This window comes from Micromonospora sp. NPDC002717 (assembly GCF_040295705.1).
GTDB lineage: Bacteria > Actinomycetota > Actinomycetes > Mycobacteriales > Micromonosporaceae > Micromonospora.
The window spans coordinates 21,688-36,211 of the sequence record NZ_JBEOVW010000031.1 but is presented as its reverse complement, the minus strand read 5'-3'; the positions used below and the strand labels follow the sequence as shown (position 1 = coordinate 36,211).

Below are 14,524 nucleotides of genomic sequence, written 5' to 3'. Positions count from 1 at the left end.
CGCCCCCGGGCCCGACACCGACCCGTCGGGAAATCCGTCATCCGTCGACGGCGGACCGGCCCGACTTGGCCAACTCCCATCGGGTGGCCAGGCGCACGTGTGCGGCCGTGACCGCGCTCTGCTCGCCCGCCGCGAGGTAGGCGGCGGACAGGGCGACGGCCGCGATGCCGCCGCCGGTCAGGTCCGCGCGCGCCAGGTCCGCCGGATCGAGGTCGGCCACCGGGGTCGCCGTGGGAAACGCGGCACGCCACAACGCCTCCCGCATGCCGGCGTCCGGGTACGGGAAGGTCACCACGGTCCTGAGCCGCCGGACGAACGCGTGGTCGATCGCGGAACGGGCGTTGCTGGTCAGGACAGCCAGTCCCCGGAAGGACTCCAGCCGGTGCAGCAGGTAGCCGACCTCCAGGTTGGCGTACCGGTCGTGGCTGTCGCGTACCTCGGTGCGCTTGCCGAAGAGCGTGTCGGCCTCGTCGAAGAGCAGGACCGCCGCGCTGTCCTCCGCGGCGGCGAAGAGCCGCCGCAGGTTCTTCTCGGTCTCGCCGACGTACTTGCTGACCACCTGGCTGAGGTCCACGGTGACCAGGTCGAGCCCGAGGTCGCCCGCGACCACCTCGGCCGCCAGGCTCTTCCCCGTCCCGCTCGGGCCGACGAAGAGCGCGGTCGTGCCCAGATCCCGGGCCGTCCGCCGCGCGAAGCCCCAGTCGTCGAAGACCAGGGTGCGGAACCTGACCGACGCGGTCAGCGCCCGCAACTGCGCGAGCTGGGTCGGCGGTAGCACCAGGTCGTCCCAGGTGGCCCGCGGCTGGCGGAGGTGGGTCAGCACGCCGAAGGACGGTCGTACCCGGGCCCGGCACGCCTGCCACAGCGGGGTGCCCCGGGCGGCGTCGGACGCCGCGGTGTCGACGTCGGCCAGGGAGAGGTCGAAGACGCCGGCCGCCTCGGCCGCCGCCCCGGCCGGCGCGCCGACCCGACGCAGCGCGGCGGCGAACACGCGGCGGCGGTCGGCGACGTCCAGCCGGGCGAGGGTCAACCGGACGAGGTCGTGGTCGGGCAACACCGTCTCCTCACCGGCGAGCAGCACGACCGGCGCGCCCAGTCCCGGCAGCACGCGGACGGCGTCCTCCCCCGCCGGGAGGCCGGCGTCGGTGAGGTCGACGGCCCAGGCACAGCCGGTCAGCACCGTCTCGCGCGCCATCAGCCGCAGCGTCCGCCACCGCTCGGCCGCCTCCACCGGCAGGTCGACGGCGGGCACCAGCAGCAGCCGCGACCCGGCGCGCTCGGCCGCCACCGCGGCCACCACCCGTAGGTTCGCCGGTTGCGGGCCGCACAACAGCACCGACCGGCGTCGGCCCCAGGCGCCGACGAGGCGCTCGACGACGGCCTGCCACGGGCCCGGCAGCTCCGGGTGGGCCTCGACGGTGCGGGCCACCCGGGCGAGTTCGGCGTCGAGGTCACCGGCGCCGGCCAGGTGGTGCAGGATCCGTTCGTCGACCACCAGCGGGCTGCGGGTCGGCGACGAGGGGTCGGCGAGCCGCAGCAGCCCCCACGCCCGCAACGGCGCGGAGGGCACCAGTGCGCTCCAGTGCGGCTGGGGCAGCCGGGACAGCGCCGCGCCGAAGGTCAACGCCGGCCGGCCGCAGGCCGTGGTGAGTTCGTCGGCGACCGCCGAGACCAGCTCCGGACCGGCGGCCAGCAGCAGGACCGCGCGCTCGAACGGCGTCAGGCCGAACCCGACCGCCACCTGGTCCAGCGTGCCGGGTCCGGCCAGCCGCCGGCCCGCCTCGGCCAGCCTCTCCTCGGCCCGCCGGTGGTCGGCCGGGGTGGCGTCGGGGCGTACCGCCAGTCGCAGCACGTCGAGTTCGGCGACCAGGTGGTCGCGGTTGGCGTCCACCCACCCGCCGTCGGGTGCGCTCACGGGACCGGCAGGGTGATCGAGGGCGCGCGGTAGACGCCGTCGACGCGTTCCGGCAGGCTCTCGACGTCGTCCACCCGGACGCGCACCAGCCACTGTCCGTCCGGGACGTCCCGCCGGGGCACGTCCAGCCGGGCGACGGGTGCCGCGTCCGCGGCGACCGGCGGCAGCGCGACGCTCACCGTGTCCGGGGCGGATGCGGGGGCACCCACCAGGCGCGACAACGACACCGCCGCGCGCTGCCCGGCGACCAGCGGCGGATCGACCGCGAGGGTGATCCGCTCGGCGTCGACCGTGACGTTCCGTACGACCGGCACCACCGTGACCGGTCCGGCGTTGGAGGACGCGACGACCCGGGACGGCTCGCCCGACGTGTCGGGCCGGGTCAGGTGCAGCACCCGCACGGCGTGCCGCCCGGCGGGTACGGTCCGGTCCAGCACCACCCGCAGCGCCGAGGGCGTGGCGCCGTCCGCCGGGGCGAGCCGGGCCGGCCCGATCCGGACCTGGGTGGTCGGGCCCAACAGGCGTACGCCGCGCAGGACCACGCCGCTGCCGGTGGTCACCGCGCTGCCCGGCACCTCGGGGCCGACGGTGACCAGACGCGGTGAGCCCCCGGCGGACAGGGACACGGTGCGCCGGTCCACCGGCAGCGCGGTGCGCGGCGTCGCCACCGCCTCCAGCAGGACGACGGTCGCCTGGTAGGCCACGGACAGCAGGTAGGGCGTCTGGGGGAAGACCGACCACAGCCGGGACATCTCCTCCGTGCTGAGCGGCGCGGGCGACACCTTCACCGGCTCGATCTGGTCGGCGAGGTCGGTGTCCACGAGGAAGGCCGTCTCGTCGGCGCCGTCGTAGGCGTCGACCGCTGCCCTGATGATCTCCCGGGTCAGGACCGGGGTCAGGGAGAGTGCCGTGACGGCCGTGCCGAGCAGCCGCTGTCCGTCCAGGGACGGGTCCTCCCCGTGGCAGGTGACCAGGTAGTGCAGGTTCAGCGCGGACACGGGACGGCGGTGCGGCGACCCGTCGGCACGCCGGGTGGGCAGGTTCGCGACAGCGCCGGCGGGGTTCGGCGTCACCTGGAACAGGAAGAGGTTGATGCCCTTGGGCTGGACGAGCGCGGAGCTGCCGAGGCGGTCCGGCCGCAGGGTGGTGACCCTGGCCCCGCCGACCGGCCCGGGATGCGGGCGTTGCAGCGCGCGGTCGAGGACGTACCGCAGGGTCGAGGTGACGGCGGCGATCGCCAGGGCGTTGCTCATCGGTCCTCCCGGCGGCGGGCGAGATACCTGTCGAGGTCGGCGCGGGGGGTGGCGGGGGGCGTGGGCGGGATTGCTGGCGCGGACCGGATCACCTCCACCCGGTCGATGTGCACGTGGACGTCGCGGCGGGCAGCCCGGCCGTCGCCGTACGCCTGGCGGTGGCTCTCCGCGCCGTCCGGGACGCCCGCGACCCCCGCCCCGGCGGTGCCGGCCCCCGCGTCGGGGGGCGGCGCGGGAGCGGCGGAAGTGACCCGGCGGCGGTCCACCACGACCTGCACCCGGCCCGGCGGGGGCGGCGTCGTCCCGGGCTGGTGGGCGGCCCGGACGTCGACGCGTTCGCCGGCGGCGACGACGCCCTGCTCGCGCAGTGCCGGCACGACGTGGTCACGGACGAGGTCGAGCAGGTCCGGGACGGTGTCGTCCCGCGACGCGCCCGCGGTCGGGGTGCCGTTGGTCGCCGACGGGTCGCGGCGCGCCGGCGGTCGACCCGGACCGACCGGGGCGGCGTCGTCCCTCCCGCCGGGGCCGGCCGGTCCCGGGGAGGTGCGCCGGCCAGGCCGGAAGGTGGCGCCGGCCGCCGGTGTGTCACCGGGCACCAGGGCGGGACCGGCCGGTGCGGCCGGTGCGGCGGGGACCGGCCGACCGGTGCCGGCGGGCGGCGTGGCCGCCGGGCGCACGACCACCGGGGTCGCCGCGTCCCCCGGCGACCCCCGCCGGGGCGGACCGCCCGGCGACCCGCCGGCGGGAAGCGGCGGCTCGGGAACCGGGGCGAGCGGGGTGCCGACCGCGCGGACGGTGCCCGCCTGCGGACGGTGGTCGTCACGCTCGTCCGTGGCGTCGGCGGCGATGCCGGTCGCGTTCCCGGCAGGGGTCGGGTCTGCCGGGGGGCCGGTCGGTCCGTCCGCCGCGACCCGCGGTGCCGGTGACCGGGGTGCCGGTCGTCGGGGGCCGGGCCGGGCCGGTGGCGGCGCCACGGCCGCCGCCTCCTCGCCCACCACGGCCGGGGCCGGCGCGGCGGGCGGCGGCAACCCGGGCCGTTCGGCGGCCTGCCCCGCCGCCGGGTCGGCCGGAGCCGGCACCGCGTCGGCCGTGCTGCGCGAATCGACCGCCGGGTACGGGGTCACGGGGTCCGGCCGGTCGACCGGAGATGGCGGTGGCGTCACCCGCGGGACGTGCTCCCCGGCGGGCGCGGGCCGGGCGGGGCCGGCCGGTCCGGGGCCGGCCGTCGAGGTCTCCGCCACGGCCGGCGACAGCCAGTCGACCCCGGTGGCGGTGTCGGGGCCTTCGAACCGGGACCGGCGGCGCAGCGACACCCGTGGTTCGTGGCCCCGGGCCCGGGCGGCCATCCGGTCGAAGAACCCGCTCATCGCGCCGCGCGCTCCAGGTAGGCCCCGCGCCGGGCCGGGGAGAGGGCCAGCACGGTGGCCTCGTCCCAGCCGAAGGCGCGGGCGAGGGTGGCCACCTCGTCCAGCAGCGCGGGCGCGGCGGCGTCGACCTGGTCCCACAGCAGCGCGTCCGGATCGAGTGCGACCCGGACGTCGTCCCCGCACGATGGGCATGTCATGCGCAGCGCGAGCGCCGCGAAGCCGGCCAGCCGGTCGGCGGCGGCGTCGACGGCCTCCCGCTGCGCGGGCGACAGCTCGGTCGGCACGGCGGAGGTGCCGTCGGCGCGCCGGACGCACCGGGAGAACAGCAGGGCGCGGCCGTCGGCGCCGGTGGCGGCGGCGAGCAGGTCGCGGATGGTCAGGGGGTGCACGGTGAGGTCGTCCACCCGGTCGGGGTGGACGACGCCGACGAGTGCCCGAGGGTCCGTCTCGGCCGGATCCGGGAGGTGGAGCTCGGCCTCCAGCCGCGCCCCACAGGACGTGCAGGGAAACACGACGTCCACGTCCCGACCGAAGGCCGCCGCGTGGGCGGCCAGCGCCAGGGCGGCGCACTGCCCGATGCTGAGATCCAGCGCGGCGTCCAGGTCCGGGGCGAGCCCGGCCCGGTGGACGAGTACGGCGGCACGCGCGGCGGCCGGGACGGCGACCGCCTCCTCCCACGCGGTCAGCAGGACCGCCGGCTCGGCGAGGACCCGCACCACACCTCCCTCGCCCGACAGGGTCGGCAGCCCGCGGGGCCCGTCACGACACGGCGAGGGTCGGCTCGACGGGTTCGCTGACGGCCTGGTCACGTTCCCAGCCCTCGTTCTCCAGCCGGATCGTCTGAATGGCCACCGCGTTGGCGTTGGCGTCCAGGTCGGGCAGGGCCTGGAACTCCGAGACCCAGCAGCGGTACACCTTGTAGGCGATCGCCAGCTGTCCGGCCTCGTTGTAGACCTCGATGATCATGTCGCGGCGGAAGTCCTTGAGGGACGTCTCGGAGCCCGGCCCGGAGCCCCAGTTCCAGACCTTGTTCGCCCACTGCTCGAAGTCGGTGTCGTGCGTGACGCCCCGCTCGAGCACGATCGCCTCGTACTCGGTGCGGCCGGGCGACTTGCGGCTGCTGCTGGGGTCGCCCCCGTGGCGGTGGCGCACGACCTCCGTCGTGCGTTTGAGGGCGCCCACCTTGCTCACCCCGGCCACATACCGCCCCTCCCAGCGCACCCGGAACTTGAAGTTCTTGTACGGGTCGAAGCGGGTGGGGTTGACCGTGAACTCGGCCATCTTCTCCTCCTAGGCCGCCGCGTCCGACGTCTTCTGCTGAAGACCGATGATCACGAACTCCGCCGGCTTCACCGGCGCGAACCCGACCAGGATGTTGACCATCCCGCGGTCGATGTCGTACTGCGTGGTGGTTTCCGCGTCGCACTTGACGAAGTACGCGTCCCGCGGGCTGCCGCCCTGGAACGCGCCCTGCCGGAACAGGTCCTGCATGAAGGCGCCGACGGACATCCGGATCTGCCCCCACAACGGCGCGTCGTTCGGCTCGAACACGACCCACTGCGTGCCCCGGTACAGGCTGGCTTTCAGGAACAGCGCCAGCCGTCGCACCGGCAGGTAGCGGTACTCGTCGGCCAGGGCGTCCGCGCCGCGCATCGTCCGCGCCCCCCACACCACCGTGCCGACGTCCCGGAAGCTCCGCAGGCAGTTGACCCCGAGCGGGTTGAGCCGGCCGTTCTCCCCGTCGGTCAGCGGCACGGCCAGCCCGCTCGCCGCCAGGCTGGCGTCGATGCCCGCCGGCGCCTTCCACACGCCCCGGGTGGCGTCGGTGCGGGCCATCACCCCGGCGACCGCACCGCACGCGGCGAACTCCGCGACCGTGCCGCCCCGGGCCGGATCGGGCTGCCGCAGCCGCGGGAAGTACAGCGCGGCGTTGCGGTTCTGCACGCCCTGCGGGAGCGCGGCGGATGCCCAGTCGGCCACCGTGTCGACGGTCCTGTCCGCGGGCGGGTCCACCAGCAGCACCGCGTCCCGTTCGACGCAGAACGCGAGCGCGTCGGCCCAGACCCGAGGGGGCAGCGACCCGGCCGGCGTCGGAGGTGGCAGACACAGCAGGTTGAACAGGTCCGCCGCCTGCAACGCGTAGATGCCCGACCCGGCGTCGTCCGGGCCGGGGAGGTAGTCGTCCGCCGTCAGGGTCCCGCTGTCCGCACCCTGGTCGGCCGCCTCCACCTCGTACGTGCCGGGCGCCGGTCGATCCGCCGGCAGCGGCGTGCCCGCCCGCATCAACCGGGACCCCTCGAGGACCAGGCCGACCTGACGCGGGCCGTCGGTCGTCGTCACGTTGAGGAAGCGCTCCACGGCCCGTTCGGTGCCCGCCCGTACCTCCCGGATCGTCAGGTGGAACAGGTCGCCGGGCTCGACCCCCTGGCCGGCGGCCACGTCCTGGGCGTCGGCCGGGTCCGGATGCGTGATCTCGACCGTCAGGTCGTTGCCCCATGCACCGGGCCCGTACGCCGCCAGCACCAGGGTGTCGGCCCGGACGAGCGCCGGTCGGGCGCCGCCGGCGAGGCGCACCACCAGGGCGTTGCCGCCGCCGTTGCGGAAGAAGTCGCGAACCGCGTACCCCAGGCCGCGATGGCGCCGGATGCCGCCGAACGTCCGCTCGAACTCGGACCAGCTCTGCACCAGCACCGGCTCGTCGACCGGCCCCCGGTCGGCGCTGCCGACGAAGGCGGTGATCGCCGTCGCGACCCCGGTGATGGTGCGGCTGCCGCCGGGCAGCTCGACCAGGTGCACCCCGGGGTACGGCATGGCCGGCAACAGCATGGCCCGCTCCTTCGCCTCGACGAACGCTGTCGCCCGACACGCTGCCCGGACACCGTCACCACGTCGTCAACGGCTCGTCAGGGACCGGGCCGGGGGCCGGCGACCGCCACGGTGACCGCGCGGTGACGCCCGGGTGATGGGGACACGCCACGGTGGTCGTACGAGGTCGGATCGAGTCGAGGGGTTCCCGGATGGTCAAGGTGGCGGTGTCGACGTCGGTGCAGGTCCGTGGCGGGCCCGCGGTGTCCGTCGCGACGACGGTGGACCCGGCGTCGTACGCCTTCGCCACGGTGGACCTGGAGCCCGGCGACAGCCAGGAGGTCGCACTGCTGCCGGCGGGCGGGACACCCCTGCTGCTGGCCGTCCGGGCCGTCGACGGGGCCGGCAAGAGCGCCGTCGTCGAGGTCACGCCCAAGAGCGGCGAAGCCAGCGGGGACAAGCTCTCCGTCTCCGGTCACCTGCTGGTCGCCAACGCCACCGCCCTCGACGCCCTGGTCGACGGGGGACCCCGCACGCTCGCGTTGGCCAACCGGGGAGAGCGGAGCGTGCTGGTCGAGATGCTGGCCTGCCTCGACCAGCCGTCGACCTGAGCCCCGGCCCACCCCGACACCGTCCATCGGATGGCATCCGGCGCCCGCTCCGCGTACGACGAGGCGGTCCTCGCCGACGACCCCGTCGTCTACGTCGGCGTCGACGGCGTTTCGGGCACCGACCTCGCCGGCCGGGGCCACACGCTCCGCTACGTCGGTGCGCCCGCCACCGGCGCCCTGCCCAACGGCGACACCGTGACCGTGTTCGACGGCGTGGCGCAGTACGCCGAGATCGCCGACGCCGACGACCTCTCCGTGCCCGGTCTCGGCGGCATCCTGGTCCTCGAGGCCTGGGTCCGGCCGGACGCGCTCGAGCAGCCCGGGGCGCAACCCTCCCCCGACGGCCCGTACGTCCACTTCATCGGCAAGGGCACCGCCGGCCGCCACGAGTACGCCGCCCGGATGTACTCACGGTCCTCGGCGGCGCGCCCGAACCGCGTCTCGGGATACGTCTTCAACTCCGCCGGCGGGCTCGGCGCCGGTTCGTACTGGCAGGGCGGGATGCGGACCGTCGGCGGGACCGTCCCGCCGCTGCGGGCCGGCGACTGGTTCCACTACGTCCTGAAGATCGACACCGTCGACGTGGGCCGGGACGGCTGGGGCACCGTCCGCCTCTACCGCAACGGGGTACCCGTGGACGGCGACACCCTCGGGCCCCCGTACCGCGTCATCCCCAGCGGCGGCCCCGCCCCGCTGCGGATCGCGACCAGGGACCACCGGTCGTACTTCCGGGGCGCGATCGGAAAGCTGGCCGTCTACGGCGCGCTGCCGGACGCCCGGATCATGGCGCACCACCGCGCCATGGTCTCCCGGACGTCGGCGTCCGCCACCGTGCCGGCCCGGACCGAGGCGGCCGACCGCACCGGGGATGCCTGACGGATGCGCACGCACGACGGCCCCGACCGCACCGAGGCACCGACAGTGCGGCGCCGTCCCGTCCCGCCGGCCGTGACACCCGACCCGGGCCTGGAGTCGGAGGCCGACCGGTTTGCCGACCGGCGCTCCACCGGCGCCGCCGGCCCGGTCCGCCCGATGCGGCACCTCGACGGGCCGGCGGTCCCGCTCGGTTCCACCGGCGCCGCGCTGGACGCCGCGACGCGGGCGACGATGGAACCCCGGCTGGGCTGGGACCTGGGCCAGGTCCGGGTGCACGCCGGGCGGGAGGCGGCCGCGTCGGCGGCGGCGCTGGGCGCCGCGGCGTACACCGCAGGTCGGCACGTCGTCCTCGGCGACGGGGCGCCGCCCGGGTCGGACGCCGGGCGGCGCCTCCTCGCGCACGAGTTGGCGCACGTGGCGCAGCAGGCCCGGGGCGACGGCCGGGGCCGGCTCCACCTCAAGCCCGAGACGCCGCAACCGGCCGGTCGACACACCGCGCGTCCGTTCCGGCTCCGGGTGACCCGGGTCATGTCGCCGCCGGAACTGCTCCGCGAGTTCGTCCGGCAGTACTACGGCACCAGCAACGAGCAGGAGGTCGACCGGCGCCTTCCGCTGTGGCACTTCGACACCGCCGGTGGGCGGGCGGCGACCGCCGAGGACGTCCGCCGTGGCGTCATCGTGCTCTCCGTGGTCGACGTGACGCAGGCGGCGATGGAACAGCTCTCCGAGGCCGAACGGGCCGAGGTCGACACGGAGACGGACGTGCGGTTCTGGCGGGAGAACGAGATCGCGCCCGGCACGAAGCTCGGCACCGGCCCGGGCGACGCCGTCCTGCGCCGGCGGTGGCTGGGGGTGCGGGCCGACGTCGTACGGGAGCGCGAGCAGCGCCGCCAGTTCGCCGAGCTGCCCGAGGACGTCCGGCAGATCCTCCTCTCCGGCGACCGGCCGCTGGCCCCGGAGGACTACGCCACGGTCCTCGCGCTGGCGCACAAGCTGAGCGGCCTGACGACGGCGCAACGGGCGGACTACCGGAGCACGGCCGCCGCGGCGACGACCTGGGCGGAACTCGACGCCTCCATCGAGCGGTACCTGCTCGACCAGCAGGTCCGCGAGACCGAGACGGCGCGGACCGAGGCCGCCGAGGCCACCCTCTTCGGGTGCGAGGACCTGTACCGGCTCCGGGAACGCCGCAACGACCAGCGCAGGAGGGTCATCCAGGCGTCGGCCGGCGCCGCGCACCAGAGCGGGCCGATCGCCGAACTGGACAGGCTCAACGTGGAGTTCGACGCCGCCCTGGCCCGGCACGGCTTCGCCGACGAGGCGGAGTTCGCCGCCGCCGTGGAGACCTACCGGGTGCGGTTCCGGGCGGAGGCGGTCGCCATCGCGCTGGACGTGCTGGCCCGGTACGACCATCAGCTCCACGAGGAACGCCGGAAGCTGCGGAGCACCGGCTACGTCCAGACGATGGTCGCCGGCATCGCCAGGACGACGGCGCGCACCGACTACCGCGCCGCGGCCGCCAAGGAGTCGCTGGCCCGGACGACCCGGGCCGGTGCGGAGTCCGCCGCCGAACGGAACCGGGCCCGGCCGGAGGCGGAGCGGTACGAGGCGGAGGCCCGGACGCTGCGGGCGTCGGCCAGCACGGCGGTGGTCGCCGGCTCCGGCGGGGACCCGCTCGTCGACCCCGAGAAGCTGGGCCGGGGCACCGACCGGGAGAGGCTCGCGGGGCTCGACGCCCCCGCCGCGCGGCAGTACCTGCTCGACGTCGTCGAGGAACGGCTGGCCGACACGGCGAAGGCCCGCGGAGAGTTCACCGCCGACCCCGAGCGGATCTTCAGCCTGCCCGATCTGGTCGAGGCCACGAAGAAGAGCCAGGGGATCGGCGACGGCACGATCCATGCCTGGATCGTCCGGGACACCGTCGCGGCGACGCAGTCGGCGCACCTGTTCTCCACGGTCGTCCTCGGCGTCATCGCCCTCGTGCTCGCCGCCCTCGTGCCCGGCGGCGGGTGGGTCGCCGCGGCAGCGCTGATCGGGGGCACCACGCTCAGTGCGTACCAGGCCCTGGAGGCGGTCCGGGAGTACCAGCGGCAGGCCGTCGAGTACCGGCTGTCGTTCATCCAGGAGGAACCGTCGCTGGTCTGGGTCGGCATCGCGGTCGCCTCCGCGGCCTTCGAGTTGGGCGTGACGACGGCCACGCTGCTCAGGATGTCGGCGAAGGGCCTCTCGTCGCTCGAAGCGCCGCTGCGCGAGTTCGCCGCCGCGTCCGACACGGAGTCGGCCGCCGCCCGGCTCAGGACGCTCACCGCGAAGATCGAGGCGGCCGAGGGGTTGAACCGGGAACTCAAGGACGCGCTCAAGGCGCGCGCGGCGGCGGAACTCGGCTTCCGCAGGGCGGTCGGCGAGGCCGCCGGCCGGTTGCTGGGTTCCGGCGGCCTCGCCGACCCGTGGCCGCTGGTCAAGGTCATGTACTACGCCGCGCGCAGAGGCGTACAGACGGTCGCCGACCTGCGCCGGGACGCCCGGATGCTCGAACTCATGGGCGACGTGACGAAGGTGACCCGCGCCGGCCGCGCCGAGATCACCGCCGCGTTCCGCCGGGTGCGGCGGATCATCAGCACCGGTGAGCGGCGCCGGATGGACGAGGCGACGATCCTGCGGTACGTCGACCGGCTCGCCGCCGAGCGGCCCGACGAGGAGGCGTTCGCGGCGCTGCTGAAGGACATGAGGGCGTGGCGACCGCCCACCCAGGAGCAGGTCCTGGCCGAAACCAGCCTCACGGCCGCCAGCGGGCAGCTCGCCTCGCTGCGGCGGACGAGAGCAGAACTGGAGGCCGAGCGGGCTGCCCTGCGCCAGGAGGCGGCGGGCAGCCGGGACACGGCACGGATCCGCGAGATCGACCAGGAACTCGCGGAGTACGACGGCCTCGACCTGCGGACCGGCCGGCCGGCCGGCGAGGGCCTGATCCGGCGGGCCGAGGAGGCGCTCGGCAAGGCCGAGCGCCTGGCCGAACAGGCGCGGCTGGACCCGACCATCCGCATGCGGCAGGTCTTCGGCGCGTCGAGGGAACGCGCCGACATGCTGGCGAAGGTGAAGACCGACCAGGTCGGCCCCCTGCGGACGCCGCCCCAGGGACTCGAGGTGGACCACGTCGTCTCGCTGAACCGGATCTCCCAGATGACGGGCTTCGACAAGCTCAGGGCCACCGAACGCGCCGCCCTGGCCGTACGCAGGGACAACCTCGTCGTCATGGACGCCTCCGCGAACAGCTCCAAGGGTGAGCGTAGCTGGGCGGCGTGGCGGCAGTCGTCGACCTTCTACGGTCCCGACGTCGTCGCCACCTGGACGGCCCGGGACGCGACGTTGACCAGGACGATCCAGAATTGGATCGAGGCGACCGTCCGCGGGCGCTGAGGAGCCGGCCGGCCCGCCGACCGGGATTCGGTGGACCCCGGCCACGCCGGGCGGCTCGTTCGGCGGCGCGCCGGGCCCGGCCGTTTGCCGCGCCGGCACCCGGGTAGACGCTGCTACCCGTCGGAGAGGGAGGCCCGGAAGGTGGACAACAGCGAGTTCATCGACTCGGTGGCGAAACGCCTGCGCACGTCGCCCGAGCAGGCCACCGCCATCACGCGCGCCACGCTCACGACCCTGGCGGAGCGGATCGACGGGGGCGAGGCGCGCGACCTCTCCGCCCGGCTACCCGACGAGTTGCGGGCCTACGCGTTCGCGCCCAGGGACAAGGCACAGCGCTTCGGGGTCGACGCGTTCGTCCAGCAGGTCAGCGGACGGGCCGACGTCGACGGGACGACCGCGAAGGCCGGCATGCGGGCGGTGTTCGACACCCTCCGCGGGGCCATCCCGCCCGGCGACTACGACGACGTCATCACCCATCTCCCCGCCGAGTTCTGGGAACTCACCGACTCGGCGGGGAGATACGACGGCGGGCGCGGCCGTTAGCGGCGAACCGGGTCGACCACGAGCGCGGCGAACCGGCCCACGGCCCCCGTCAACCGGTCAGCTTGGCCGTCAGCTCACGGACCACGTCGACGAGCAGGTCGATGTCGCCCTCGGTGGTGCGCCAGTTGACGATCGCCGGCCGCAGCGCCACCCGCCCGTCGTACAGGGTGGTGCCGGCGTAGACCCGGCCGTCCGCCAGCAGCGCGGCGCCCAGCCGCCGGTTGAGGTCGTCGAGAGCCTCCCCGGGCATGCCGGGCGGGTTGGCGCGGAAGCAGACGATGTTCAGCGGCACGTCGGCGAGCCGCTCCAGCTCCGGCGCCTCGTCGACCAGCCCGGCCAACCGCTGCGCCAGGTCGAGGTGCCGCTCGACCATCGCCCGGTGCCCGTCCCGGCCGTACGCGGCCAGGGTCGCCCAGATCGGCAGCGACCGGGCCCGGCGCGACGACTCCGGCCCGAGCAGTGCGTAGTCCGGCCCGCCGGACGGTGACGGCAGCGCGCTGCCCTCCCCCGGCAGGTACGCCGCGCCTGGCATGCCGAACGCCGCCGGCAGCCGCGCCGGGTCCTTCAGGAAGGCGAACCCGCTCTCGTAGGGCACGTTGAGCCACTTGTGGCCGTCGCCGGCGATCGAGTCGGCCCGCTCGATCCCCTCCGCCAGGTGACGGGTGCGCGGGGACAGGGCGGCGAAGATGCCGAACGCGCCGTCGACGTGCAGCCACGCGCCGTGCCGCTCGGCGATGTCGGCCAGTTCCGCCACCGGGTCGAAGTCACCGGCGTTCACCTCGCCCGCGCTGGCGATCAGCACCGCCGGGGCGTCGATCTCGGCGAGCCGGCGCTCCAGCGCGGCGAGGTCGACCCGGCCCACGCCGTCGCGGGCGAGGACCTCGACCGAGTCCCGCCCGTGCCCGAGCAGTTGCAGGGCCTTGCGGTCGCTGGCGTGCACGTACCCGCCGGAGAGCACCGGCATCCGTGGCAGCCCGGCCAGCCCCCGCGCCGCCACGTCCACCCCGTGCCGTTCGGCCCACCAGTGGGTGGCGGCGGCGAGCCCGGTGACGTTGGCGAAGGTGGCGCTGGCGACCAGCGCACCGCCGAACCGCTCCGGCAGGCCGAACAGCTCCCGCAGCCAGGTCAGCGCGATCGTCTCCGTCTCGGCGGCGAGCGGGGACGAGGCGCGGAACGCGGCGTTCTGGTCCAGCAGCGCGGCGGTCCAGTCGCCGGCCAGCGCCGCCGGGGTCGCCCCGCCGATGATGAAGTGGAAGAACCGCGGCCCGGCCGAGTGCGTGGCGGCGTCCGTGCCGACCCGCAGCAGCCGGCGCACCGCGGCGGCGGCGCCCTCGCCCCGCTCCGGCATCCTTCCGTCGCCGGCCGGCTGCCACAGCTCCCGCAGCAGCGACTCGGTGCCCGGATCGTGCACCAGCCGGTCCGGCAGGGACGACAGGTAGGGGGCGGCGGCTTCGTACACCTGACGCAGCACGGCGTCGGCGTCGCCGTCGCGCAGCGGATCGGTCACGGTGGTGGCCTCCTCACCGGTCGTCGCCCGGCCGGTCGTCGCCCGGCACGGGCCGCGCACCTCGGGTGGCCCCACCCTGCCACCCGACGCCGGCGGCCGCGCCGGCCAATTCCGGTGCGGTGGCCCCGCCACGACGCCGACCCCGACCCCGCTTGTTCTCCACGAGGGCGGCACGCATGACTGGCCACGGGTGGACTCCTCCTCCTTGGAGTCGCCGGCCGCCCCACCTCGAC

Annotated in this window: 11 protein-coding genes; 4 read left to right on the top strand and 7 right to left on the bottom strand. The window is 75.6% G+C overall.

Annotation, left to right across the window (positions count from 1 at the left end):
- Positions 1 to 37 precede the first annotated feature (37 nt).
- Genes ABT006_RS29815 through ABT006_RS29790 form a run of 6 tightly spaced genes read right to left on the bottom strand, consistent with a single transcriptional unit; the run spans position 38 to position 7,361 of the window.
- Positions 38 to 1,915 (bottom strand): ATP-binding protein, encoded by a 1,878-nt coding sequence (locus ABT006_RS29815; RefSeq protein ID WP_350711765.1) that lies wholly within the window; start codon positions 1,913 to 1,915, stop codon positions 38 to 40.
- Positions 1,912 to 3,168 carry a Pvc16 family protein gene (locus ABT006_RS29810; protein ID WP_350711763.1) on the bottom strand — a complete coding sequence of 419 codons (1,257 nt, stop codon included), beginning with the start codon at positions 3,166 to 3,168 and terminating at the stop codon, positions 1,912 to 1,914. The genes ABT006_RS29815 and ABT006_RS29810 overlap by 4 nt, the downstream gene beginning before the upstream one ends.
- The gene (locus ABT006_RS29805; protein ID WP_350711762.1) at positions 3,165 to 4,535 is read right to left on the bottom strand and encodes a hypothetical protein; all 1,371 of its coding nucleotides are present in this window, start codon (positions 4,533 to 4,535) and stop codon (positions 3,165 to 3,167) included. The genes ABT006_RS29810 and ABT006_RS29805 overlap by 4 nt, the downstream gene beginning before the upstream one ends.
- Entirely contained in the window at positions 4,532 to 5,251 is a 720-nt protein-coding gene (locus ABT006_RS29800; protein ID WP_350711760.1) for a hypothetical protein, read from the bottom strand. The genes ABT006_RS29805 and ABT006_RS29800 overlap by 4 nt, the downstream gene beginning before the upstream one ends.
- A 43-nt stretch (positions 5,252 to 5,294) precedes the next feature.
- Complete coding sequence (locus tag ABT006_RS29795; RefSeq protein ID WP_350711759.1) at positions 5,295 to 5,816, bottom strand: phage tail protein; 522 nt, start codon at positions 5,814 to 5,816, stop codon at positions 5,295 to 5,297.
- A 9-nt stretch (positions 5,817 to 5,825) separates the two neighbouring features.
- Complete coding sequence (locus ABT006_RS29790; RefSeq protein ID WP_350711757.1) at positions 5,826 to 7,361, bottom strand: phage tail sheath family protein; 1,536 nt, start codon at positions 7,359 to 7,361, stop codon at positions 5,826 to 5,828.
- Between the two features lie 191 nt (positions 7,362 to 7,552).
- Here ABT006_RS29790 and ABT006_RS29785 point away from each other — a divergent pair, with 191 nt between their 5' ends.
- The 4 genes from ABT006_RS29785 to ABT006_RS29770 all read left to right on the top strand — a co-directional run bounded on the left by ABT006_RS29785 (position 7,553) and on the right by ABT006_RS29770 (position 12,784).
- Positions 7,553 to 7,951 carry a hypothetical protein gene (locus ABT006_RS29785; RefSeq protein WP_350711756.1) on the top strand — a complete coding sequence of 133 codons (399 nt, stop codon included), beginning with the start codon at positions 7,553 to 7,555 and terminating at the stop codon, positions 7,949 to 7,951.
- Between the two features lie 30 nt (positions 7,952 to 7,981).
- Entirely contained in the window at positions 7,982 to 8,827 is an 846-nt protein-coding gene (locus tag ABT006_RS29780) for a LamG-like jellyroll fold domain-containing protein (RefSeq protein WP_350711754.1), read from the top strand.
- Positions 8,828 to 8,830: 3 nt separating this feature from the next.
- Positions 8,831 to 12,241: an eCIS core domain-containing protein gene (locus tag ABT006_RS29775; RefSeq protein WP_350711752.1), complete on the top strand. Its 3,411-nt coding sequence runs from the start codon at positions 8,831 to 8,833 to the stop codon at positions 12,239 to 12,241.
- Positions 12,242 to 12,382: 141 nt separating this feature from the next.
- Entirely contained in the window at positions 12,383 to 12,784 is a 402-nt protein-coding gene (locus tag ABT006_RS29770; RefSeq protein ID WP_350711750.1) for a DUF2267 domain-containing protein, read from the top strand.
- Between the two features lie 49 nt (positions 12,785 to 12,833).
- Here ABT006_RS29770 and ABT006_RS29765 read toward each other — a convergent pair whose 3' ends face one another.
- Positions 12,834 to 14,366 carry a pyridoxal phosphate-dependent decarboxylase family protein gene (locus ABT006_RS29765; protein WP_350711748.1) on the bottom strand — a complete coding sequence of 511 codons (1,533 nt, stop codon included), beginning with the start codon at positions 14,364 to 14,366 and terminating at the stop codon, positions 12,834 to 12,836.
- Positions 14,367 to 14,524: the final 158 nt, after the last annotated feature.